Annotated in this window: 21 protein-coding genes; 10 read left to right on the plus strand and 11 right to left on the minus strand. The window is 64.3% G+C overall.

Annotated elements, in window-relative coordinates:
• Window positions 1-102 precede the first annotated feature (102 nt).
• The 3 genes from prfA to V6M89_RS08645 all read right to left on the minus strand — a co-directional run bounded on the left by prfA (window position 103) and on the right by V6M89_RS08645 (window position 3,343).
• Window positions 103-1,179, minus strand: coding sequence for a peptide chain release factor 1 (prfA, locus tag V6M89_RS08635; protein WP_332852804.1), 1,077 nt, complete (start codon window positions 1,177-1,179; stop codon window positions 103-105).
• A 93-nt stretch (window positions 1,180-1,272) separates the two neighbouring features.
• Complete coding sequence (hemA, locus tag V6M89_RS08640) at window positions 1,273-2,547, minus strand: glutamyl-tRNA reductase (RefSeq protein ID WP_332852805.1); 1,275 nt, start codon at window positions 2,545-2,547, stop codon at window positions 1,273-1,275.
• Between the two features lie 106 nt (window positions 2,548-2,653).
• Window positions 2,654-3,343: a response regulator transcription factor gene (locus tag V6M89_RS08645; RefSeq protein WP_116991191.1), complete on the minus strand. Its 690-nt coding sequence runs from the start codon at window positions 3,341-3,343 to the stop codon at window positions 2,654-2,656.
• A 238-nt stretch (window positions 3,344-3,581) separates the two neighbouring features.
• On the opposite strand from V6M89_RS08645, the gene V6M89_RS08650 reads away from it, so the two are divergent.
• Entirely contained in the window at window positions 3,582-4,094 is a 513-nt protein-coding gene (locus tag V6M89_RS08650; RefSeq protein WP_332852806.1) for a hypothetical protein, read from the plus strand.
• Between the two features lie 12 nt (window positions 4,095-4,106).
• Here V6M89_RS08650 and minE read toward each other — a convergent pair whose 3' ends face one another.
• The 4 genes from minE to metE all read right to left on the minus strand — a co-directional run bounded on the left by minE (window position 4,107) and on the right by metE (window position 8,570).
• Window positions 4,107-4,358, minus strand: coding sequence for a cell division topological specificity factor MinE (gene minE, locus V6M89_RS08655; protein ID WP_008443622.1), 252 nt, complete (start codon window positions 4,356-4,358; stop codon window positions 4,107-4,109).
• A gap of 2 nt (window positions 4,359-4,360) precedes the next feature.
• On the minus strand, window positions 4,361-5,176 hold the full coding sequence (gene minD / locus V6M89_RS08660; protein ID WP_026334797.1) for a septum site-determining protein MinD: 816 nt from the start codon (window positions 5,174-5,176) through the stop codon (window positions 4,361-4,363).
• Window positions 5,177-5,204: 28 nt separating this feature from the next.
• A complete protein-coding gene (minC, locus tag V6M89_RS08665; protein ID WP_332852807.1) occupies window positions 5,205-5,975 on the minus strand; it encodes a septum site-determining protein MinC in 771 nt (256 codons plus the stop codon).
• 213 nt (window positions 5,976-6,188) lie between these two features.
• Window positions 6,189-8,570, minus strand: a complete 2,382-nt coding sequence (gene metE, locus V6M89_RS08670; RefSeq protein ID WP_332852808.1) for a 5-methyltetrahydropteroyltriglutamate--homocysteine S-methyltransferase — start codon at window positions 8,568-8,570, stop codon at window positions 6,189-6,191.
• Between the two features lie 106 nt (window positions 8,571-8,676).
• Between metE and V6M89_RS08675 the strand changes: the two genes are divergently transcribed.
• From V6M89_RS08675 to V6M89_RS08700, 6 genes are all read left to right on the plus strand, one after another.
• Window positions 8,677-9,585 (plus strand): LysR family transcriptional regulator, encoded by a 909-nt coding sequence (locus V6M89_RS08675; protein ID WP_332852809.1) that lies wholly within the window; start codon window positions 8,677-8,679, stop codon window positions 9,583-9,585.
• Window positions 9,586-9,848: 263 nt separating this feature from the next.
• Window positions 9,849-11,027, plus strand: a complete 1,179-nt coding sequence (locus V6M89_RS08680; RefSeq protein WP_116991186.1) for an acetyl-CoA C-acetyltransferase — start codon at window positions 9,849-9,851, stop codon at window positions 11,025-11,027.
• Between the two features lie 107 nt (window positions 11,028-11,134).
• On the plus strand, window positions 11,135-11,875 hold the full coding sequence (gene phbB, locus V6M89_RS08685) for an acetoacetyl-CoA reductase (RefSeq protein ID WP_008443632.1): 741 nt from the start codon (window positions 11,135-11,137) through the stop codon (window positions 11,873-11,875).
• Window positions 11,876-11,964: 89 nt separating this feature from the next.
• Entirely contained in the window at window positions 11,965-12,921 is a 957-nt protein-coding gene (gene pip / locus V6M89_RS08690) for a prolyl aminopeptidase (protein WP_332852810.1), read from the plus strand.
• Between the two features lie 70 nt (window positions 12,922-12,991).
• Complete coding sequence (locus tag V6M89_RS08695; protein WP_116991183.1) at window positions 12,992-13,435, plus strand: DUF2721 domain-containing protein; 444 nt, start codon at window positions 12,992-12,994, stop codon at window positions 13,433-13,435.
• 24 nt (window positions 13,436-13,459) lie between these two features.
• Window positions 13,460-13,912, plus strand: coding sequence for a hypothetical protein (locus V6M89_RS08700; RefSeq protein ID WP_332852811.1), 453 nt, complete (start codon window positions 13,460-13,462; stop codon window positions 13,910-13,912).
• A gap of 88 nt (window positions 13,913-14,000) precedes the next feature.
• Here V6M89_RS08700 and V6M89_RS08705 read toward each other — a convergent pair whose 3' ends face one another.
• Window positions 14,001-14,528, minus strand: coding sequence for an SRPBCC family protein (locus V6M89_RS08705; RefSeq protein WP_332852812.1), 528 nt, complete (start codon window positions 14,526-14,528; stop codon window positions 14,001-14,003).
• A gap of 211 nt (window positions 14,529-14,739) precedes the next feature.
• On the opposite strand from V6M89_RS08705, the gene V6M89_RS08710 reads away from it, so the two are divergent.
• On the plus strand, window positions 14,740-16,785 hold the full coding sequence (locus V6M89_RS08710; RefSeq protein ID WP_332852813.1) for an NADPH-dependent 2,4-dienoyl-CoA reductase: 2,046 nt from the start codon (window positions 14,740-14,742) through the stop codon (window positions 16,783-16,785).
• Window positions 16,786-16,793: 8 nt separating this feature from the next.
• Here V6M89_RS08710 and ybaL read toward each other — a convergent pair whose 3' ends face one another.
• Together ybaL and pdxR are read right to left on the minus strand one after the other, a co-directional pair.
• A complete protein-coding gene (gene ybaL / locus V6M89_RS08715) occupies window positions 16,794-18,521 on the minus strand; it encodes a YbaL family putative K(+) efflux transporter (RefSeq protein ID WP_332852814.1) in 1,728 nt (575 codons plus the stop codon).
• 71 nt (window positions 18,522-18,592) lie between these two features.
• Entirely contained in the window at window positions 18,593-20,023 is a 1,431-nt protein-coding gene (pdxR, locus tag V6M89_RS08720) for a MocR-like pyridoxine biosynthesis transcription factor PdxR (RefSeq protein ID WP_332852815.1), read from the minus strand.
• A 79-nt stretch (window positions 20,024-20,102) separates the two neighbouring features.
• Here pdxR and V6M89_RS08725 point away from each other — a divergent pair, with 79 nt between their 5' ends.
• Both V6M89_RS08725 and V6M89_RS08730 read left to right on the plus strand, forming a co-directional pair.
• Window positions 20,103-20,546, plus strand: coding sequence for a GNAT family N-acetyltransferase (locus V6M89_RS08725; protein ID WP_332852816.1), 444 nt, complete (start codon window positions 20,103-20,105; stop codon window positions 20,544-20,546).
• Entirely contained in the window at window positions 20,543-21,160 is a 618-nt protein-coding gene (locus tag V6M89_RS08730; protein ID WP_332852817.1) for an FMN-dependent NADH-azoreductase, read from the plus strand. The genes V6M89_RS08725 and V6M89_RS08730 overlap by 4 nt, the downstream gene beginning before the upstream one ends.
• Here the strand turns inward: V6M89_RS08730 and V6M89_RS08735 are convergent.
• Entirely contained in the window at window positions 21,157-22,278 is a 1,122-nt protein-coding gene (locus V6M89_RS08735; protein WP_332852818.1) for a beta-ketoacyl-ACP synthase III, read from the minus strand. The genes V6M89_RS08730 and V6M89_RS08735 overlap by 4 nt on opposite strands.
• Window positions 22,279-22,465: the final 187 nt, after the last annotated feature.

Genomic DNA, 22,465 nt, shown 5'->3' on the forward strand with positions numbered 1-22,465 from the left:
CTCGCACAAAGTTGCTATTCAAGCCTTAGCAAGCTCTTAAATTCAACCCCCACCGCGAATGGGGTCTGACCCCGTACGGGGTCAGACCCCCGGCTTGCGGGGTTAATCTCCGAGCGCCGCCAGCAGCTCGGCCTGGTGTTCGGCGGCCAGCGCGTTGGTCAGTTCCGTCAGGTCGCCGTCCATGATGAAGTCCAGCTTGTACAAGGTCAGGTTGATGCGGTGGTCCGTCATGCGGCCCTGCGGGTAGTTGTAGGTGCGGATGCGTTCGCTGCGGTCGCCCGAGCCGATCAGGCTCTTGCGGGTGGCCGCTTCCTTCGACTGCTGCTCGCGCAGCTGCACGTCCTTGATGCGCGCGGCCAGCACCTTCATCGCCTGCGCCTTGTTCTTGTGCTGCGAGCGGTCGTCCTGGCACTCGACCACGATGCCGGTCGGCAGGTGGGTGATGCGCACGGCCGAATCGGTCTTGTTGATGTGCTGGCCGCCGGCGCCGGACGCGCGGTAGGTGTCGATGCGCAGGTCGGCCGGGTTGATGTTGACGTCTTCCACCTCGTCCGCCTCCGGCATCACCGCCACGGTGCAGGCGGAGGTGTGGATGCGGCCCTGGGTTTCGGTGGCCGGCACGCGCTGCACGCGGTGGCCGCCGGATTCGAACTTCAGCTTGGAGTAGACGCTGTTGCCGATCAGGCGCACGATCACCTCGCGGTAGCCGCCCAGGTCCGACGCCGATTCCGACACCACTTCCACCTGCCAGCGATTGCGCTCGGCGAAGCGGGTGTACATGCGCAGCAGGTCGCCCGCGAACAGGGCCGACTCGTCGCCGCCGGTGCCGGCGCGGATTTCCAGGAAGATGTTGCGCTCGTCGTTGGCGTCCTTCGGCAGCAGCATTTTCTGCAGCTCCAGTTCCAGTTCCGCCAGGCGGGTCTTGGCCGCCTCGATCTCGTCCTGCGCGAAGTCCTTCATTTCCGGGTCGCCCAGCATTTCCTGCGCGGCGTCCAGGTCGCCGATGGCTTCCTGGTAGGACTTGTACAGCGCCACCAGCGGGCCGAGTTCGGCGTGCTCGCGGGTCATTTTGCGGTAGGCGTCCCTATTACTGGTCGCGCCTTCGGACATCAGCAATTCATCGAGTTCGACCAGGCGGTTTGCCAGTTGATCGAGCTTGCCCAACATGGATGGTTTCATAGCGTATTCGGTAAAGGAGTTGGAGCAGATGCCGCAAGGGTGCGGCGGGGAAGTGCGCGGCGGCGTGGCGCGCGCGCGGGCAAGGCAGTGTCGCTAACGACGGCCGCGGAACAGCTGCGGCAGCAGCTCGGCCAGCTGGGCGCGTTCTTCGCCCTGCGCGCGGTGCAGCGCTTGCTGCGGGCCGTGCATGAATTTCGCGGTCAGGCCCTTGGACAGGGCTTCCAGCACGGCGTCGATGTCGTCGCCCCTGGCCAGCATCTTGCGGGCGCGTTCCAGTTCCAGCTGGCGCAGCGCTTCGCCGTTTTCCTGCAGGCTCTGGATGACCGGCACCACGGCGCGGTCGTCGATCCAGTGCATGAACGATTGCACGCGGGTTTCGATGATCGCTTCGGCCTGGGCCACGGCGGCCTGGCGGTTTTCCATGCCGGTCTGTACCACTTTGCCCAGGTCGTCCACGGTGTACAGGAAGACGTCGTTGAGGCGGCCCACTTCGGCTTCGATATCGCGCGGCACGGCCAGGTCGACCATGAACATCGGCTTGTGGCGGCGTGCCTTGATCGCGCGCTCCACCATGCCCAGGCCGATCAGCGGCAGCGACGAGGCGGTACAGGAGATGACGATGTCGTACTGGTGCAGCTTGTCCTGCAATTCGGCCAGGCGGATGGCGCGGCCGCCGAAGCGGTGCGCCAGGATCTCGCCGCGGTCCAGCGTGCGGTTGGCGATGGTGATGGACTTGGGATTCTGCGCCGCAAAATGCGTGGCGCACAATTCGATCATCTCGCCGGCGCCGATGAACAGCACGTTCTGCTCGGCGATCTTGTCGAAGATGCGCTGCGACAGCCGCACGGCGGCGGCCGCCATCGACACACTGTGGGCGCCGATCTCGGTGGTGCTGCGCACTTCCTTGGCGACCGAGAACGAGCGCTGGAACAGCTGGTGCAGATAGGTGCCCAGGCCGCCCGCCTCGTCGGCGGTGCGGATCGCGTCCTTGATCTGGCCGAGGATTTGCGTCTCGCCCAGCACCATCGAATCGAGCCCGGAGGCGACGCGGAAGGTGTGGCGCACGGCGTCGTGCTGCGGCAGCAGGTACAGGTGCGGGCGCAGTTCGGCGTAGTTCAGTTTGTGGAAATCGGCCAGGAAGTGGGCGCCGGCGGCGAGCGGATCGGGCACCCGGCTGGCCGCGTACAACTCGGTGCGGTTGCAGGTCGACAGGATCGCCGCCTCGTCGCTGCCGCGATGGTCGATGCGCTCGAACCAGGAACGTGCCGCCACCACCGCCTGCCCCAGTTGCTCCGGGGCGAACGCCAGCTGCTCGCGCAGCGAGACGGGGGCAGTGTTGTGGTTGAGGCCGACGGCAAGCAGCTGCATTTCGGGTCCGTGCGTTGATTGTGCGGACATTATACCGTGTTGTACCCGTAGGTTGCCTGGGGCTGCCTATATCCCAGGCAGCATACCGGCCATATCGAAGGTTCGATCAGGCGCCCAGTTTTTCCAGGCGATAGCCGTAGCTGTAGACCGGCACCAGGCGGAAGCCGTTTTCTGGTTTCAATTGCAATTTATTGCGGACGCGCGACACGTGGGTGTCCATGGTGCGCGACGGCACGGCGGTCTCGCGTATCCACACCGCCTCATGGATGTAGGCGCGCGACAGCGGCCGTCCGATGTTGCGGAAAAATAACAGTGCCAGGTAGAACTCTTTGTGGGTGACGTCCAAAACGATGCCATCCATCAACAAACGGCCGGGACGGGTCTCGAACACATATTGACCGAATTGCAATTGTTCGGCGCCATTTTGCGCCGGGTAGGCGCGCCGCAGCAAGGCTTGCACGCGGGCCACCATTTCGCTGCGGCGCAGCGGTTTGATCATGTAGTCGTCGGCGCCGGCGGCCAGGCCGGCGACGATGTCGTCCTCGCCCGAGCTGGTGGTCAGGAACAATACCGGGGCGCTGTCGGGCAGCTTTTCGCGGGCGCGGCGCAACACTTCCGCACCGCTGAGATCGACTACTTGCCAGTCGAGAATCAGCATGTCATAGCTGTCCTTGCGCAATTGCGCCAGCACGTCCTTGGCGGTCTGGAAGCTGTGGCAGATGTGGCCTGCCGAGGTCAGCACCTGGCAGATCAGATCGGCCTGGCTGCGGTCGTTGTCAAGTACGGCGATTCTCATACTACTGCCTGTAGGAAATTATGTTAAGGAGAAGTCACTACAAATATAACAGAGATTTACAAAAATAGTTAGCAAAATGGCTAATTATTTTTCTTAATGCACTAATATTTCCCTGACGACAACTCGACAATCCACCGCGCGTACCTGCACATCCATTACACGGTACACTGGAAAAACGCTGAATTCAATGAAGAAGTTGAAAAAAGGAAAGAAATTCTAGTTACCACTGGGAGCACGCATGGGACTGAAAAAAGACACAAATTGGACGCTGGTTCCGGGAACCGAGCGCGACATCGAGGCCGTGCGCGAGCGTTGCCGCAAGCTGGTGCGGCGGCGCGCCATGGTCTCGGCCGGCGTGGCGGCGGTGCCGATACCGGGACTGGACGTGGTCTCCGACCTGCGGCTGTTCGCGCTGCTGATCGACGACATCAACCACGAGTTCGGCCTGACCGCGCAGCAGATCGAGCGCATGCAGCCGAAGTTCCGGCTGATCGCCTACGAGGCCGCGATCGGCATCGGCGGCATGCTGGTGGGGAAATTGGTGACGCGGGAGGTGGTGCTGCAACTGCTGCGCCGCACCGGCCTGAAGACGGTGGCGCGCCAGGCGACCAAGTTTGTGCCGCTGGCCGGACAACTGGCCTCGGCCGGCATCGGCTTCGTGGCCTTCAGCCGGATCGGCTACCAGCACGTGGATGCCTGCGCCAAGGTGGCGCAGGAACTGGTGACGGCCGGGATCGCCCGGCCGCTGTAGTGCTTACGCTGGTTACGCGTCCGGCAGCACCACGTTCACGTCCAGCACCTCCAGGTTGCCCTGGCGGTCCAGCGAGATCTTGATGTCGTCGGCGTTGACCTTGGTGTACTTGGAGATCACCTCGATCAGCTCCTTGTGCAGCGCCGGCAGGAAGTCGGGACCGCTGCGGCCATTGCGCTCGCGCGCGATGATGATCTGCAACCGCTCCTTGGCCGCAGTGGCGGTTTTGGGTTTTTGCGGGAACAGGAAAGAAAGCAGGGCCATGATTACTTGCTCCCGAAAATACGCTGCAGCAGGCCAGGCTTCTCGTAGTTAGTGAAGCGCAACGGCAATTCCTGGCCGAGGAAGCGCGACACCACATCTTCGTAGGCTTCCGCAACATCGGTGCCCTTGAAGTGAATCGCCGGGTTACCCTGGTTCGACGCGTGCAGCACCGATTCCGATTCCGGAATGATGCCGATCAGTGGAATGCGCAGGATTTCCTGCACATCTTCGTACGACAGCATTTCGTCCGCTTCCACGCGTTTCGGCGAGTAGCGGGTGATCAGCAGGTGCTCTTTGACGGGCTCGCCGCCGGTCTGGGCGCGGCGCGACTTGGCCTGGATGATGCCGAGGATGCGGTCCGAATCGCGCACCGACGATACTTCCGGGTTGGTGACGATGATGGCCTCGTCGGCGAAGGTCAGCGCCATCAGCGCGCCATGCTCGATGCCGGCCGGCGAATCGCAGATGATGAACTCGAAGCCCATGTTGATCAGCTCGTGCAGCACGACTTCCACGCCGTCTTCCGACAGCGCATCCTTGTCGCGCGTCTGCGACGCCGGCAGGATGAACAGGTTGTCGCAGTGCTTGTCCTTGATCAGCGCCTGGGTCAGCGATGCCTCTTTATTGATCACATTGATCAGGTCGTACACCACGCGGCGTTCGCAGCCCATGATCAGGTCGAGGTTACGCAGGCCGACGTCGAAGTCGATCACCGCGGTTTTATGGCCGCGCATGGCCAGCCCGGTGGAGAAGCTGGCGCTGGAAGTCGTCTTACCGACACCGCCCTTACCGGACGTTACAACAATAATTCTCGCCACAAAAAAATCCTTTTCAGAGAGTTGCTACTCAAGCGCGGTTTGCAGAATTGACAGATAGTATATCGATTCGGTCGCCGACCAAGCGAATTTGCGTAGGGGAACGTGCATATTCGGCCGGGAAGCCGTCTTCAAAAGTGCGGTAAACGCCGGCAATGGAGACTAACTCCGGCGACATATTCATTGCAAAGATGCGTGCTTCGGCGTTGCCGGAAGCGCCCGCCAGCGCGCGGCCGTTCAGCGTGGCGTACACGTGGATGCTGCCGTCGGCGATGATTTCGGCGCCGTTGTTGACCACCGCGGTGATGATCAGGTCGCAGCCGCGCGCGTAGATGCGCTGGCCGGCGCGCACCGGGGTGTCGATGATCATCACGCCGGCCTTGCCCGACGGGGCTTCGGCCGCTGCTGGCGTTGCTGGTGCAGGTGCCGCCGCCGGGGCGGCCTTGGCTGGTGCCGGAGCAGGCTCCTGCTCTTCGCGCGGCTTGGTGGCGGTTTCCACGCTCAGGCCGTGAGCGGCGATTTCGGCGGCCATGGCCGGCGGCGCGTTGCGCACGGCGACCGGATTCAAACGGTATTTCTTCAGTAGGGCGATGATGCCGGCCCAGTCGATCTCGCTGCCGGCCGGCAACGCGGCGACGTCGATCACGGTCAGGTCGTCTTCGAAGAAGTCGGTGGTGCCGCCGGTCATTTCGGCCAGCGCGGCGTCGAGGGCCAGGCGGTCCGCCGTGGACAGGATGGCGGAGACTGCGACTACGGTGGAAATCTTAATTTCTATGGGCTTTTGAAACAGGCTCTTGGACATGGGCGACAGTATTAGAGGTTTAACCTCGCGCGCATGCGCAGGCACGAGCATTTTACTGTGGAATACGGCGGATGGGGAGGGCTGGCACCGTACTGGGCCAGTAAAAATGCGGCGCAGACCCGCAAAGCGGCTGCGCTTGGGGTCTGACCCCAAGGGTCTGGGCAGGGGCTGCGCCCCGCAGCTCCCGGAGGGAGCTGCCCCCGCTTACCGGGGTTAATAGATCGCGTGTTCGGCGCGCAGCTGGCGGGCTGCCGCCACCATGTTGCGCAGCGCGGTTTCGGTTTCCGGCCAGCCACGGGTTTTCAGTCCGCAATCCGGATTGACCCACAGATTGGCCGGCGGGATCACCGCGCTGGCTTTCTGCAACAGCCGCACCATCTCGGCCTGGCCCGGCACGCGCGGCGAGTGGATGTCATACACGCCGGGACCGATCTCGTTCGGATAGCGGAACTGGCCGAAGCCGTTCAGCAGCTCCATGTCCGAGCGGCTGGTCTCGATGGTGATGACGTCGGCATCCATGGCGGCGATCTGCGGCAGGATGTCGTTGAACTCGGCGTAGCACATATGGGTGTGGATCTGCGTGCCGTCGGCGGCCGCGCTGGCCGACACGCGGAAGGCGCGCGTGGCCCAGTCCAGGTACTCGTCCCAGCGGCTGCGGCGCAGCGGCAAGCCTTCGCGCACGGCCGGCTCGTCGATCTGGATGATGCCGATGCCGGCCTGCTCCAGGTCGGCCACCTCGTCGCGGATCGCCAGCGCGATCTGCAGCGCGGTCAGCGCACGCGGCTGGTCGTCGCGCACGAAGGACCATTGCAAAATCGTGATCGGGCCGGTCAGCATGCCCTTCATCGGCTTGCCGGTCAGGCTTTGCGCATGCACGGTCCAGTCCACCGTCATCGCTTTCGGGCGGCTGACGTCGCCGTAGATGACCGGCGGCTTGACGCAGCGCGAGCCGTACGATTGCACCCAGCCCAGTTGCGTGAAGACGAAGCCGTCCAGCTGCTCGCCGAAATATTCGACCATGTCGTTGCGCTCGGCCTCGCCGTGCACCAGCACGTCCAGGCCCAGGTCTTCCTGGCGGCGCACGGCGTAGGCGATTTCCTCGCGCATCTTGGCGTGGTAGCTGGCGGCGCTCAGCTCGCCGCGCTTGAAGCTGGCGCGGGCGGCGCGGATGTTGGCCGTCTGCGGGAAGGAGCCGATGGTGGTGGTCGGGAAGGACGGCAGCTTGAAGCGGGCGCGTTGCTCGGCCTGGCGCTGGACGAAGGTCGAACGGCGCTGGTCGGCGTCGGCCGGCAGCGCGGCGATGCGCTCGCGCACGGCGTCCTGGTGCACGCGTGGGCTGGCGCGGCGGCTGGCGATGGCGGCGCGCGAGACGTCCAGCGCCTCGGTGGTGGCGGCGTCGTATTCGCCTTGCAGCGCTTGCTTGAGCACATACAGCTCGTCCAGCTTTTCGGTGGCGAAGGCCAGCCATGAGCGGATTTCTGGATCGAGCGCGGTTTCCGCCGCCAGCGTGAACGGCACGTGCAGCAGCGAGCACGAGGATGACAGCCACAGCTTGCCGCCGCGTTTCTCCACGATCGGCGCCAGCGTGGTCAGCGCCGCGTCGAGGTCGGTGCGCCAGATGTTGCGGCCGTCGACGATGCCGACCGACAGCACCTTGTGCACCGGCAGCCAGTCGGCAATGCTGGTCAGTTCCTGCGGCGCACGCACGCCGTCCACGTGCAGGCCGGCCACCGGCAGGCGGCAGGCCAGGCTGAGGTTTTCTTCCAGCGGCGAGAAATAGGTGGCCAGCAGCAGCGGCACGCCGACCTGGTTGAGCTGCCAGTAGCTGTTTTCAAACGCGCTGCGCCATGGCGCCGGCAGGTCGAGGCCGAGGATGGGCTCGTCGATCTGCACCCATTGCACGCCTTGCGCCTTCAGGCGGTCCAGCACCTGGCCGTAGACCGGCAGCAGCTGGTCCAGCAGGCTGAGGCGATCAAAGCCGGCGTCCTTGGCCTTGCCCAGCCACAGGAAGCTCAACGGTCCCAGCAGCACGGCCTTGACCGCATGGCCCAGCGCCAGCGCTTCGTCCACTTCGTCGAACAGGCGCTCGCAAGCCAGCGAGAAGGCGGTTTCCGGTGTGAATTCCGGCACCAGGTAGTGGTAGTTGGTATCGAACCACTTGGTCATTTCCAGCGCGGCCGAGGCGTGCACCTGGCCGCCGTCGTGCGAGTGGTCATGCGAGTGGTCATGCGAGTGGTCGTGGCCGCAGGCGGACGCTGCCACCTTGGCGCCGTTGCCGCGCGCCATGGCGAAATAGCGGCTCAACTGCGACTGATCGGCGCTGAAGCCGTAGCGGGCCGGTTCGCAGTCCAGCAGCTGGATGTGGTTGGCGACCTGGTCGTAGTAGGCGAAATCGCCGACGGTGACGAAGTCCAGTCCGGCCTGCTGCTGCAAGGCCCAGTGGCGGGCGCGCAGCTGGCGGCCGACGTTTTCCAGTTCGGCGTCCGGCAATTCGCCGCGCCAGTTGGCCTCCAGCGCAAACTTCAGTTCGCGCGCCGCGCCGATCCGTGGGAAGCCTGGGATGTGGCTTTGTATGGCTTTATTCGATGTTGTCATTTTGATGTCATCCGCATTTAATATTGGTGATATAAAGTGTGCGGCAATCCGGTCTATAATCAAAACGAAAGATTTTGTGGCTTCACATGAAAAAATTTAATAGACCATGCTAGAGATACGCCACCTGCGCACCCTGAGTGCCCTCCGTTCCGCCGGCAGCCTGGTTCGTGCTGCGCAACTGCTGAATCTGACGCAGTCGGCCTTGTCGCATCAAATCAAGTTGCTGGAAGATCGCTACGGTGGGCCGCTTTTTGAGCGAAAATCCGTGCCGATCGGGTTTACCGCCACCGGCGCCCGGCTGCTCAAGCTGGCCGATCTGCTGCTGCCGGAAATCGAGTCGGCCGAGCGCGAAGTGGCGCGCCTGACCCAGGGCGACACCGGCCAGTTGCGCGTGGCGCTGGAGTGCCATACCTGCTTCGACTGGCTGATGCCGGTGATGGATGAATTCCGCAAACGCTGGCCGGAAGTGGAAATCGACCTGGTGTCCGGCTTCCACAGCGAGCCTGCCGAGCTGCTGCGCAGCGGCGCCGCCGATCTGGTGATCGGCTCGCCCTATGGTCCGGACTTCGCCACCTTCCCGCTGTTCCGCTTTGAAATCCTGGTGGTGATGGCGCAGAAACACCGGCTGGCGGCCCAGCGCCGGCTGCAAGCGGCCGATTTTGAAGGCGAAACGCTGATCACCTATCCGGTGCCGGAAACCCGCATCGACCTGATCCGCGAAGTGCTGCAGCCTGCCAATATCCACTTCGAACGCCGCACCGCCGAGCTGACGGTGGCGGTGCTGCAATTGGTGGCCAGCCGCCGCGGCATCGCCGCGCTGCCGAACTGGGCGATCAAGAACTACGTCGACTACGACTACGTGATCGCCAAGCCGATCGGCGAGCAGGGCTTGTGGAGCGATTTGTTCGTGTCGGTGCCCGAGGCGCAGAAGCAGAAGGCCTACGTGCTCGACTTCGTCAACGTGATACGCGAACAGTGCGCCAGCACCCTGGACGGTATCAAATTATTATCGTGACAGACTGACATTGTTTCTTCAAAATGATTGCCGCGGCTTTGACGCAAGTCAAAGTTGCCACCATGTGCGACGCTTACGATGGGTGCCCAACGACAGCTGGTCGTTGGCACGGATGCTGCTAGAGAAATCCTGTCATTACCTTGGGAAAGTTCTCGCGGCGACGCACCATCGAAACACCGCACGGCCCAGTCGTCGAAGCGTATTATCGAAGTTCGCGTTGTTGCTAAACTAAGCCGGCCTTGGCCGGCGCATTGGAGAGTCAAATGGATGATGTAGTTATCGTGGCCGCTGGCCGTACTGGTGTCGGCAAATTCGGCGGTAGCCTGGCCAAGACGCCGGCTGCCGAATTGGGCGCACACGTGATCAAGGGCCTGCTGGCCCAGACCGGTATCGATCCCAACCTGATCAGCGAAGCCATCCTCGGCCAGGTGCTGACCGCCGGCGTCGGCCAGAATCCGGCGCGCCAGGCCGTCATCAAGGCAGGCCTGCCGAATACCATTCCTGGTTTCACCATCAACCACGTGTGCGGCAGCGGCCTGAAAGCCACCCACCTGGCGGCGCAAGCCATCAAGGCTGGCGATGCCGAGATCATCATCGCCGGCGGCCAGGAAAACATGAGCGCCTCGCCGCACGTGATGAACGGTTCGCGCGACGGTTTCCGCATGGGCGACTTCAAGATGGTCGATTCCATGATCGTCGACGGCCTGTGGGACGCCTACAACCAGTACCACATGGGCACCACCGCCGAGAACGTCGCGAAGAAATACGAGATTTCCCGCACCGAGCAGGACGAGTTCGCGCTGAACTCGCAGCTGAAGGCGGAAGCCGCGCAAAAAGCCGGCAAGTTCAAGGATGAGATCCTGCCGCTGGAAATCGTCCAGAAAAAGGGCAGCATCGTGTTCGACAGCGATGAATACGTCAAACCGGGTTCGACCATCGAAGCGCTGGCCGGCCTGCGTCCCGCCTTCGCCAAGGACGGTTCCGTCACCGCCGGCAACGCCTCCGGCCTGAACGACGGCGCCGCCGCCGTCATCATGATGTCCGCCACCAAGGCCAAGGAACTGGGCCTGCCGGTGTTGGCCAAGGTCAAGGCCTACGCCTCGTCCGGCCTGGATCCAGCCTTCATGGGCATGGGCCCGGTCTCGGCCACCAAGCTGTGCCTGAAAAAGGCCGGCTGGACCCCGGACGACCTGGACCTGATGGAAATTAACGAAGCCTTCGCCGCCCAGGCCGTGGCCGTGAACAAGGAAATGGGCTGGGACACCAGCAAGATCAACGTCAACGGCGGCGCCATCGCCATCGGTCACCCGATCGGTGCATCCGGCGCCCGCATCCTGGTCACGCTGATCCACGAAATGGTGCGTCGCGACGCCAAGAAAGGCCTGGCCTCGCTGTGCATCGGCGGCGGCATGGGCGTGGCGCTGGCGATCGAACGCGCTTAATTAGCATTTGTATTTGTATCCGTAGCATCCGCAGCAGCAGTGCCGCGCCGGGCTGGTCCCGGTGCGGTGTCAGATGATTTTTGGTGTCAATTTAAGAGGGGACGAAAATGGCAAGAGTTGCATTAGTAACCGGTGGCATGGGTGGTCTGGGCGAGGCAGTGTGTTTCAAACTGTCGGCACTAGGCTATTGCGTCGTTACCACGTATTCCCCTGGCAATCCGAAGGTCGAGCAATGGCTCGCAACTACCCGCGATCAGGGCTTTAATTTCCGCGCTTACCCGTGCGATGTGGCCGATTATGATTCGGCCCAGGCGTGCGTCGCCGCGATCGAAAAAGATATCGGTCCGATCGACGTGCTGGTGAACAACGCCGGCATCACCCGCGACATGACCTTCAAGAAGATGGACAAACCGAATTGGGACGCCGTCATGGCCACCAATCTGGACTCCGTATTCAACATGACCAAGCCGGTGTGCGATGGCATGGTGGAACGCGGCTGGGGTCGCATCATCAATATCTCGTCGGTCAACGGCCAGAAGGGCGCCTTCGGCCAGACCAACTATTCGGCCGCCAAGGCCGGCATGCACGGCTTCACCAAGGCGCTGGCGCTGGAAGTGGCGCGCAAGGGCGTGACCGTCAACACCATTTCGCCGGGTTACATCGGCACCAAGATGGTGATGGAGATCCCGCAGGAAGTGCTCGACACCAAAATTATTCCGCAAATTCCGATGGCCCGCCTGGGCAAGCCGGAAGAAGTGGCGGGCCTGGTGGCCTACCTGTCGTCGGACGAAGCGGCTTTCGTCACCGGCGCCAATATCGCCATCAACGGCGGTCAGCACATGTCCTAAGCGGCATGATGTTGTAGCCTCGGGCCAGGATCGTTCGCGATCCTGGCTTTTTTTTCGTACAATCTGCTATCGATGCCTAAAGGATAGCCATGTTCGACCCGACTTCGCCCCTGTTTCCGCCCGTTTTGCCGTCGCGCCACGGCATGCTGGCGGTCGACGACCTGCACACCATCTACTGGGAGGAGGTCGGCAATCCACAGGGCATACCGGTGGTCTTCCTGCATGGCGGGCCGGGCGCCGGCCTGTCGCCGCAGCACCGCCGCTTCTTCGATCCGGACCAGTACCGCGTGATCCTGTTCGACCAGCGCGGCGCCGGCAAGTCGCTGCCGCTGGGCGAATGCCGCGCCAACACCACCCAGCTGCTGGTCGACGACATCGAGCGCCTGCGCGTCATGTGCGGCATCGAGCAGTGGCTGGTGTTCGGCGGTTCCTGGGGCTCGACGCTGGCGCTGGCTTACGGCCAGGCGCATCCCGAGCGCTGCCTGGGCTTCGTCCTGCGCGGCATTTTCCTGTGCACGCAGGCGGAAGTCGACTGGTTCCTGCACGGCGCCCAGTGGTTCCATCCCGAGGTGCACGCCGAATTCGTCGCGCCGATTCCGCCGGCGGAACGCGGCAACCTGCTGCAGGCTTATGTCGATCGCATCATGAGCGACGACCCGGCCATCCACTGGCCGGCGGTGCGCGCGTGGAGCCGCTTCGAGGGGCGCCGCGTGTTCCTGATGCCGCAGGCCGAAGATCCGCCGTCCGACACGCTGGACTTGGGCGTGGGCCGGCTGGAATCGCACTACATGGCCAACCTGGGCTTCTTCGGCGAGGACCAGCTGCTGCGCAATGTCGACCGCATCGCCCACCTGCCGGCGGTGATCGTGCAGGGCCGCTACGACGTGATCTGCCCGCCGGTATCGGCCTGGCGCCTGCACCAGGCCTGGCCCGGATCGGTGCTGAACATGGTGCCGGACGCCGGTCACGGCGCGATGGAAAAGGGCATTTCGCGGGCGCTGGTGGGCGCCACCGAGCAGTTCAAGAAGAGTCGCGGATTTGTTTGATCCGGCCCGGAATCGGCCCGCACCCTGCGCGGGCTGATACACTATCGATAATTCCAGCTACAACGCATCCATGAATATACAAGTCGGCGATATCGGCCACATCATCCAGCTGGCGATCGCGCCGGTGTTCCTGCTGACCGGCGTATGCACCAACCTGATGGTGCTGACCAACCGCCTGGCGCGCATCATCGACCGTTCGCGGGTGCTGGAGGACAGGCTCGATATCGGCTACAGCGACGTTTATCTGAACGAACTCGATGTGCTGTACCGACGATCGCACCTGATCAACGCCTCGATCACCCTGTCGACCGCCTGCGGGCTGCTGATTTGCCTGGTGATTGCGATGCTGTTTTTAGGCGATATCACCAACATCTCGCTGGATAAGTACATCGCGGGCATGTTCGTGGTGGCGATGCTGGCCCTGATCGGCAGCTTCTGCTACCTGCTGCGCGAGATTTTCATCGCCTCGGCGGCGATGCGCTCGCACCGCCACGTGCGCCGCACGATCAAATAACTTTGCAAAGAATAGAGTATCAACATGCACGATTACCAACGCCCTCCGACCCTGTACCGCTACGGCGTGCGCGAAGACCTGGAACTGGCGCTGACCCAGGGCCAGTTTATCCTGACCCCGGCCAACAGCTGCCTGACCCTGAGCTTCTCGCAGGCGTGGGACCGCAAGCTGTTCGAGCTGTTCTCGTCGGACACCTGCCTGGTCATCCACAACACCGAGGAATTCGGCGAACGCCTGCACCGCGCGGTGCAGCGCACTTTGCCTAGCTGGGCCGGCATCGACGGCGCCATCGAATACGGCACCCGCGCGGCCTTGGGCGCGGCCTTCACCAAGACCGCGGCCGAAGCGCCGGAGCAGGAATGGCAGTTCGCCTGGCGCGCCATGCAGGCGAAGCTGAGCCTCAATCCGGTGCTGGTGAAGATCGGCAGCCTGGAAAACTTCGCCGAACTTCGCGACCGCGACACCTACCTCGCTTAGTTTTACCCCGCACCGCCAAGCGGGGTCGGACCCCGTCTGGGGTCCGACCCCTAAGTGGCGCCGCAAGCGTGCTACTTAGGCATGCGGGTTATTTAGCGTCCTCGCGGCGATCGAGACGCGCCAGCACGGCGCTCATCATGCGCTCGATATCGCCGCGTATCATCTTCGCGCCCAGGATGCCGGGCACGTAGAAGTTCGGTATCAGCTTGCCGCTGTAGACCACCTTGGTGCCGCCGGTTTCGGGCACCGGTATCAATTCCCAGTGCGATTCGTAGTGCTTCATGTCGCCGGAGATCAGCGAGATGTCGATCGACGACATCGGCTGCTCGGTCGCGCGCACGATCAGGTGGATGGATTTGGACATGAACAGGAAGCGGGCCACGCCGAATTGTTCAACGATGACCTCATTGCCGTTGCGCGACAAGACCCGGCACGACTCCATGTCAGGCACGAATTCGGCCATGCGCTCATAGCCGGTCAGGATGCGCCATACCTTCGGCAGTGGCGCCGCCACCGTGCCGGTGGCGTCCACTTCGTACATATGCAGCGCGTCTAACTCGACCCGGTTGACCGACACCTCCAGCTTGGGCAATTCAAGCCTAGGTGCCTGCGCCATCACCGGGGCGGCTACACCTAGCATCAAAAACAAAAGGAATCGCATCATCTTTCCAGCGTAAGGGAAAGGGTGGCAGAATACAAGAGCGCTACCGCACCCATGGCCAAATTCAGGGGCGGACGCCGGGACTTTAGAAGCCCAGGTCTAGAGAATTGCGTTTTAATGCGGGCATTGCCTCGGCTCTGACCCACGTCTGACTCTAACAACCATAATGACAACTTCACCATACCCACACCTGCTGGCCCCTCTCGATCTTGGCTTCACGACGCTGCGCAACCGCGTCCTCATGGGCTCCATGCACACCGGCCTTGAGGACCGCTTCTACAACTACGGCAAGCTGGCCGCCTTCTACCGCGAACGCGCGCGCGGCGGCGTCGGATTGATCGTCACCGGAGGCATCTCGCCCAACCGCTCCGGGTGGCTGCTGCCATTCGGCGGCACGCTCAACTTCAAGGGCGATGTGATCAACCATCGCCGCGTCACCAGCGCGGTGCACGAAGAGGGCGGCAAGATCCTGATGCAGATCCTGCACGCGGGCCGCTATGGCTACCAGCCTTTCGTGGTGTCGGCGTCGGAGAAAAAATCGCCGATCTCGCCGTTCAAGCCGCGCGCGCTGACCGAGGCCGGCATCGAATCGACCATCCGCGACTACGCCCGCTGCGCCAAGCTGGCGCGCGACGCCGGCTACGACGGCATCGAAGTGATGGGCAGCGAAGGCTATCTGCTCAACCAGTTCCTGTGCGCGCGCACCAACCTGCGCACCGACCGCTGGGGTGGCAGCATCGAGAACCGCATGCGGCTGCCGGTGGAAATCGTCAAGCGCATCCGCGCGGAAGTGGGCAATGACTTCATCATCATGTACCGCCACTCGCTGCTCGACCTGGTCGACGGCGGCAACACCTGGGACGACGTGGTGGCCGTGGCCAAGGCCCTGCAGCACGCCGGCGTGACCATCCTCAATTCCGGCTACGGCTGGCACGAGGCGCGCGTACCGACCATCGTCACCTCGGTGCCGCGCGGCGCCTTCGCCAGCCTGGCGGGCCGCCTGCGCCGCGAGGTGACGATACCGGTGGTGGCGTCCAACCGCATCAACATGCCGGCCGAGGCGGAAGGCATCCTGCAACGTGGCGATGCCGACATGATTTCGATGGCGCGTCCCTTCCTGGCCGATGCGGATTTCGTCAACAAGGCCGCGCAAGGCCGCGCCGACGAAATCAACACCTGCATCGGCTGCAACCAGGCCTGCCTGGACCACACCTTCTCCAACAAGCGCGCCAGCTGCCTGGTGAACCCGCGCGCCTGCCACGAGACGGAACTGGTCTACGCGCCGACAGCCAAGAAGCGCCGCGTGGCGGTGGTCGGCGCCGGCCCTGCCGGTTTGTCGGCGGCCACGGTGGCGGCGGAATGCGGCCATGACGTGACCCTGTTCGATTCCAGCGACAGCGTCGGCGGCCAGTTCAAGATCGCCATGCAGATTCCGGGCAAGGAGGAATTCGCCGAGACCATCCGCTACTTCCGCCGCAAGCTGGAGCTGACCGGCGTGACCGTCAAGCTGGGCGTGCGCGTCACGCGCGAGCAGCTGATCGCCGACGGCTACGACGACGTGGTGGTCGCCACCGGCATCAAGGTGCGCCGTCCGCCGATCGAGGGCATCAACCATCCGAAAGTGCTTTCGTATATCGACGTCCTGCAGAACAAGGCGCCGGTGGGCAAGCGCGTGGCCATCATCGGCGCGGGCGGCATCGGCTTCGACGTCGGCGAATACCTGCTGCACGACCCGAAGCATCCGCTGCCGCTGGCGCTGGATGTCTGGGCCAAGGAATGGGGCGTGGACATGAAGGGCGACGCGCCGGGCGGCCTGACGACCGTCTCCGCGCCGGAGCCGGTGCGCCAGCTGTATCTGCTGCAGCGCAAGGTGTCGAAGCTGGGCGCGGGCCTGGGCAAGACGTCGGGCTGGGTGCACCGCGCGGTCCTGGCGCGCAACGGCGTGGTGATGCTGGCCGGCGTGCAGTACGACCGCATCGACGACCAGGGCCTGCACGTGACCATCGCCGGCGAGCAGCGCCTGCTGTCGGTGGATAACGTGGTGGTCTGCGCGGGCCAGGACAGCCTGACCGAGTTGATGCCGTCGGAAGAGGAAGTCAAAGCCAACGTCAAATGGCCGCGCTTCCACAAGATCGGCGGCGCCGCGCTGGCTGCGGAGCTGGACGCCAAGCGCGCCATCAAGGAAGGCGCGGAGCTGGCGGTCAGCCTGTAAAGCTACCCCTAGTGAGAATGGGGACTTCCACCTTTTTTCATAGTGGCCAGCACGAACTCCGTCATCCCTTTGGCAAGTTCCTGCTCGCCGATGAAGACTTCGCCGGCACGCTCGCCGCGCAGTAGCTCGGCCTCTTCATCGCTGTGCGTGCGCACCACGGTCTTGATGCTGGGGTTGAGCGCGCGCGCGGTTTCGATCATGGCCCGTACGTGGAAGGTGTCCGGCGTGGCGATCACCAGCATCGCGGCGCGCGCGATGTGCGCCTGGATCAGCACCGCCGGCTCGCCCGCATTACCGGCCACGGCATGCATGCCTTCCTTGCGCAACTGGTCGACCAGTTCGCGATTCTGCTCCGCCACCACGAAGGGGATGCCGCGCTCGGTGAGCATCGCGGCGATGCGGTGGCCCACGCGGCCATACCCGACCAGCACCACTTGTCCCGCCAGATGCTCCTGCGGCACCGATGTCGGCAACTCCGCCAGCGGATCGGCGGGGCGCTCGAATTTGGCCGCCAGCGCCACATTCTTGCCCAGCCAGCGCTCCAGCGGCTTGGTGACGCGGAACACCACCGGATTGAGCGCGATGGAGATGATGGCGCCGGCCAGTATCAGGCTCTGTCCTTCGGCCGGCATCAAACCCAGGGACAGGCCCAGCGCCGCCAGGATGAAGGAGAACTCGCCGATCTGCGCCAGGCTGGCCGACACCATCAGCGCGGTCTTGGCCGGGTAGCGCAGCAGCAGCACCAGCAGGAAGGCTGCGACCGATTTTCCGATCACGATAATCAACACCACCGCCAGCAGCTTGAGTGGCTGCTCGACCAGTATCGACGGCTCGAACAGCATGCCGACCGAAACGAAGAACAGCACCGCGAACGCATCGCGCAGCGGCAGCGATTCCTCGGCGGCACGGTGCGCCAGTTCGGATTCGCGCAGCACCATGCCGGCGAAGAAGGCGCCCAGCGCGAACGAGACGCCGAAGTAGTGGGTCGACGCATAGGCGATGCCGACGGCGGCGGCGATCACGCACAGCGTGAACAGCTCGCGCGAGCCGGTGCGCGCCACCTGCCACAGGATCCACGGGAACAGCTTGCGCCCGACCACCAGCATCAGCGCGATGAAGGCGCCCACCTGGCCCAGCGTGATGGCCAGCGTGGACCATAGATTGACCTCGCCGGTGATCGCGGCGCCGTGGCTGTCGAGCGCAGTGCCGCCCAGCGAACCGGCCAATGCCGGCAGCAACACCAGCACCAGCACCGTCACCAGGTCTTCCACCACCAGCCAGCCGACCGCGATGCGGCCGTTGAAGCTATCGAGGATGCCGCGCTCCTCCAGCGCCCGCAGCAGGACCACCGTGCTGGCCACCGACAGGGCGAGTCCGAATACCAGCCCGCCGCCCAGGCTCCAGCCCCAGAAGTGCGCCAGCGCCATGCCGAGCGCGGTGGCCACCGCGATTTGCAGCACGGCGCCCGGCAGCGCCACGCGCCGCACCGCCCACAGGTCGTCGAGGGAAAAATGCAGGCCGACGCCGAACATCATCAGCATCACGCCGATTTCGGCCAGCTGCCCGGCCAATGCCGTATCGGCCACGAAGCCCGGCGTGGCGGGGCCGATGATGATGCCCGCAGCCAGATAGCCCACCAGCGCCGGCAGCCTGAGGCGCGTTGCGAGATAGCCGAACAAAAGGCCGAAGCCCAGTGCGGCCGCGATGGTGGTGATCAGGCTGATGTTGTGGGGCATGCGTGCGGGGCTCCTGCTATGGGGTGGGTGAACCCTAGCGTAGCACAATCATGCCGGCGTGGATCGCATGGTTACAGCAGCCTGAGTATCCGCTTGCCCAGTTCGCGGGCCCGCTGCGGCGTGTCGATGTTGGTGAAGGCCAGCAGCAGCGCCGACGACGCGTGCGGCAGCAGCGTGCGTTCGGAAAGCGCCAGCGCCGCCATGCCATCCTGCCGCATGCGCTCGGCCAGGGCCCGGTCGGTATGGCGGCCCTTCATGCGCAGCACCAGGTGCATGCCGCCCGGTTGCGGATCGATGCGCAGGTGCTTGCCCAGCACCGCATTCAATCCCTCTGCGGCGATCTGGCGGCGTTCGGCGTAGAGGCGCCGCATGCGCTGGATGTGGCGGGCGAAGTGGCCTTCGTTCATGAAATCGCTGACGATGGTTTGCGTCAGCGCGGGTCCGCCGGCGGCGAAGGTATGGCAGGTCTGCTCGAAGCGCCGTACCTGCGCCTCCGGCACCACCAGGTAGGCCAGCCGCACCGCAGGGAACAGCACTTTGCTGAAGGTTCCGGCGTACAGCACACGGCCGTCGCGGTCCAGGCTTTGCAGCGCCGGCAGCGGGCGGCTGGCGTAGCGGTATTCGCCGTCGTAGTCGTCTTCGACGATCCAGGCATCGGCTTGCGTCGCCCAGTCCAGCAGAGCGAGGCGGCGCGGCAGCGACAGCGACACGCACAGCGGGCTTTGATGCGCCGGCGTGACGATGGCGGCCCTGGCGCGCGGCGCCGTGGCCACGCCGTGCGAGACCATCAGGCCTTCCCCATCGACCGCCACCGGGGCCAGTTTCATGCCGGCTTGTTTGAGCAGCTCGCCGGTGGCCGGAAAGCCGGGATCTTCCACCCACACGCCGTCGCCCGGCTGCAGCAGGGCGCGCACGATCAGCTCCAGCGTGTTGCGGTAGCCGGAAGTGATGAACACCTGCGACGGCGAGCAGTTGATGCCGCGCGATAGCTGCAGGTACGTGGCGATGGCCGCGCGCAGCTGCGCCTGGCCGGCGAAAGGCGGGTAGACCATGTCGTCGGCCTGCGTGGCGCGGATCGCGCGCGCCGCCAGCCGCGCCCATACTTTGCGAGGGAAGGCGTCCAGCGCCGGCAGGCCCATTTGGAAGGGCCGGTTCAGCGTTTCCTGCACGGGGGAGGGCGATGCGCCGGCGGGCGCGCGGCGCGCGCGCGTGGCCGGCTTCGATACCGCCGTCGCCGCGTGGTGCGCCAGCGCCGGCGTGACCACCGTGCCGGCCTGGCCGCGCGTTTCGACGTAGCCTTCGGCGGCCAGCAGCGAGTAGGCGGCTTCCACCGTGCCGCGCGCAAGTCCCAATTCCAGCGCCAATGCGCGGGCCGACGGGATGCGGGCGTCCGGCAGCAGCAGGCCGTCGGCGATGGCGCTGCGGAAGCGGGTGTAAATCTGCCGGTAAAGCGGTTCGGCGGCGGCGTTGTCGAGCTGGAGGAAGTCGGGCTTGGTTTTCATGGCCTAGTCGGGATGTCATTTTATGGCTCTGGAGATTATGCCATTGCAGCCATAAGATGGTGTTTTAAAAGGAGCGACCATGCACGATAAACTGAAGGATGTGGAAACGGCCGAGCAGCTGCGCGCCTGCTACCCGGTGATGAAGGAACTGCGCCCGCACCTGCAAACCGAAGAAGAATTCGTCACGCGCGTGACGCGCATGAACGAGCAGGGCTACCGCATCCTGGCCGCCTGGGAGGATGGCGAAGTGGTGGCGCTGGCCGGCTACCGCGTGGAAGAGAATCTGGTGTACGGCAAATTCCTGTACGTGGACGACCTGGTGGCAGGCGAAAAGACGCGCGGCCAGGGCTGGGGCGCGCGGTTGCTGGAGCACCTGACCGTCTACGCGGAGCAGGCGGCATGCGCCAAGCTGGTACTCGACACCGGAATGGCTAACGCGCTGGCGCAGCGCTTCTACTTCCGCCAGGGCCTGCTGACGGGCGCCATGCGCTTCGGTAAATTCCTGAAAGCGGGTGCGGCATGAAGATCCTGCACATCACCTGTAGCCCGCGCGGACAGCAATCGGTGAGCTATCGCCTGTCCCAGCGCGTGATGGACCGGCTGTTGTCGCAGCACCCTGCCGCGCAGATCGTCACGCGCGATCTGTGGGCCGAGCCGCTGCCGCATGTCGACGGCGAGTATGCGGGCGCATTGGGCGGCACGCGGGATGGCGCGAGGGCGGCCACTGGGCGCGCGATGTCGTCGCTGGCGCTATCGGAGCGCCTGATCGCCGAACTGCGCGACGCCGATTGCGTGATCATCGCCACGCCGATGCACAACTTCACGGTGCCATCGGCGCTGAAGGCCTGGCTGGACCACGTGGTGCGCATCGGCGTCACCTTCAACGCCACGCCGGAGGGCAAGATCGGCACGCTGGCGGACCGTCCGGTGTACATCGCCGTCAGCTCCGGCGGCCACCGCACCGGTGAGCGCGCCCGCCAGCCCGACTTCCTCGAACCCTATCTGCGCGCCATCCTGCCGACGATAGGCCTGAAGAACCTGAGCTTCTTCTCCGTTGAAGCCACCGTCGCCGGCCCGGAAGCGACAACGGCCGCTTTCGCGGCCGTCGAGCGGGAACTGGACGACTGCGTCGCTTAGATCCGGCGCACCACCACGCAGCCGATCGAGTAACCGGCGCCGAAGGAGCAGATCACGCCCAGCTGGCCGGGCGCCATGTCGTCCGAATGCTTGTGGAAGGCGATCACCGAACCGGCCGACGAGGTGTTGGCGTAGGTGTCGAGGATCACCGGCGCTTCGCCCGGCTCGGCGTCGCGGCCCAGCACCATGCGGCTGATCAGCAGGTTCATGTTCAGGTTGGCCTGGTGCAGCCAGTAGCGGCTTACCTGCGGCACTTCCAGGCCGGCGCCGGCGATGGTGGTCTTGATCATTTCGGCGGCCATCGGGCACACGTCCTTGAACACCTTGCGGCCCTGCTGGCGGAACAGCTTGTCCGGCTGGCCGATGCCGGCTTCGTCGAAGCGGTTCAGGAAGCCGAAGTTGTTGCGGATGTTGTTGGAGAAGCTGGTTTTGAGCTTGGTCTCGACGATTTCCCAGCGGTGCGAGCCCTTGGCCGTGTCGGCCGCCTCGATCACCATCGCCGTGCAGGCGTCGCCGAAGATGAAGTGGCTGTCGCGGTCGCGCCAGTTCAGGTGGCCGCTGGTGATTTCAGGATTGAGCACCAGCACCGCGCGCGCCTGGCCGCTCTGCACCGCCGCCACCGCCTGCTGGATGCCGAAGGTGGCCGACGAGCAGGCCACGTTCATGTCGAAGCCGTAGCCTTCGATGCCCAGCGCGCCTTGCACTTCCACCGCCATCGCCGGATAGCCGCGCTGCATATTCGAGCAGGCCACCAGCACCATGTCGATGTCGGCCGGCACGCGGCCGGCGCGGTCCAGCGCCTGGCGCGCCGCCGCCACGCAGATTTCCGCCTGCAGCGACAGTTCCTCGTCGGCGCGCTCGGGGATGCGCGACACCATGCGTTGCGGGTCCAGGATGCCGGTCTTTTCCATCACGTAGCGCGATTTGATGCCCGACGCCTTCTCGATGAAGGCCACGCTGGACAGTTCCAGGGCGGTGACGCTGCCGTCCGCGATGGCGGCGGCGTTGTCGGCGTTGAACTGTTCGGCGTAGGCATTGAAGCACTCCACCAGCTCTTCGTTGGAGATCGACTGGGCTGGCGTAAAGAGACCGGTACCGCTGATGACCGCTTGTTTCATGTTTAAACTTTCAAATTAAGCAATGGCTCATGCCAATAATGAGGCAAATTCTACACAATGACTGCATGTTAGGCGAAAATAAAAGCGGCGCCCTTGAGGCGCCGCTGAGTTCGCTACAACAAATCCGGGGTCAGGTCCCCCATTACAGCATGAGCCCGGCTGTTTAGCCGGGCTCATGCTGTAATGG

Origin of the sequence: Duganella sp. S19_KUP01_CR8 (assembly GCF_036688705.1) — a bacterium.
In the GTDB taxonomy this organism is placed as follows: domain Bacteria; phylum Pseudomonadota; class Gammaproteobacteria; order Burkholderiales; family Burkholderiaceae_D; genus Rugamonas.

Coding starts and splice junctions, on each gene's coding strand:
- metE (WP_332852808.1), bottom strand. CDS start 8,570: ATGACAACATCGAATAAAGCCATACAAAGCCACATCCCAGGCTTCCCA.
- hemA (WP_332852805.1), bottom strand. CDS start 2,547: ATGCAGCTGCTTGCCGTCGGCCTCAACCACAACACTGCCCCCGTCTCG.
- ybaL (WP_332852814.1), bottom strand. CDS start 18,521: ATGCCCCACAACATCAGCCTGATCACCACCATCGCGGCCGCACTGGGC.
- V6M89_RS08725 (WP_332852816.1), top strand. CDS start 20,103: ATGCACGATAAACTGAAGGATGTGGAAACGGCCGAGCAGCTGCGCGCC.
- minC (WP_332852807.1), bottom strand. CDS start 5,975: ATGTCCAAGAGCCTGTTTCAAAAGCCCATAGAAATTAAGATTTCCACC.
- V6M89_RS08650 (WP_332852806.1), top strand. CDS start 3,582: ATGGGACTGAAAAAAGACACAAATTGGACGCTGGTTCCGGGAACCGAG.
- V6M89_RS08700 (WP_332852811.1), top strand. CDS start 13,460: ATGCACGATTACCAACGCCCTCCGACCCTGTACCGCTACGGCGTGCGC.
- V6M89_RS08695 (WP_116991183.1), top strand. CDS start 12,992: ATGAATATACAAGTCGGCGATATCGGCCACATCATCCAGCTGGCGATC.
- V6M89_RS08675 (WP_332852809.1), top strand. CDS start 8,677: ATGCTAGAGATACGCCACCTGCGCACCCTGAGTGCCCTCCGTTCCGCC.
- V6M89_RS08730 (WP_332852817.1), top strand. CDS start 20,543: ATGAAGATCCTGCACATCACCTGTAGCCCGCGCGGACAGCAATCGGTG.
- V6M89_RS08645 (WP_116991191.1), bottom strand. CDS start 3,343: ATGAGAATCGCCGTACTTGACAACGACCGCAGCCAGGCCGATCTGATC.
- V6M89_RS08735 (WP_332852818.1), bottom strand. CDS start 22,278: ATGAAACAAGCGGTCATCAGCGGTACCGGTCTCTTTACGCCAGCCCAG.
- V6M89_RS08710 (WP_332852813.1), top strand. CDS start 14,740: ATGACAACTTCACCATACCCACACCTGCTGGCCCCTCTCGATCTTGGC.
- pip (WP_332852810.1), top strand. CDS start 11,965: ATGTTCGACCCGACTTCGCCCCTGTTTCCGCCCGTTTTGCCGTCGCGC.
- phbB (WP_008443632.1), top strand. CDS start 11,135: ATGGCAAGAGTTGCATTAGTAACCGGTGGCATGGGTGGTCTGGGCGAG.
- V6M89_RS08680 (WP_116991186.1), top strand. CDS start 9,849: ATGGATGATGTAGTTATCGTGGCCGCTGGCCGTACTGGTGTCGGCAAA.
- pdxR (WP_332852815.1), bottom strand. CDS start 20,023: ATGAAAACCAAGCCCGACTTCCTCCAGCTCGACAACGCCGCCGCCGAA.
- V6M89_RS08705 (WP_332852812.1), bottom strand. CDS start 14,528: ATGGCGCAGGCACCTAGGCTTGAATTGCCCAAGCTGGAGGTGTCGGTC.
- prfA (WP_332852804.1), bottom strand. CDS start 1,179: ATGAAACCATCCATGTTGGGCAAGCTCGATCAACTGGCAAACCGCCTG.
- minE (WP_008443622.1), bottom strand. CDS start 4,358: ATGGCCCTGCTTTCTTTCCTGTTCCCGCAAAAACCCAAAACCGCCACT.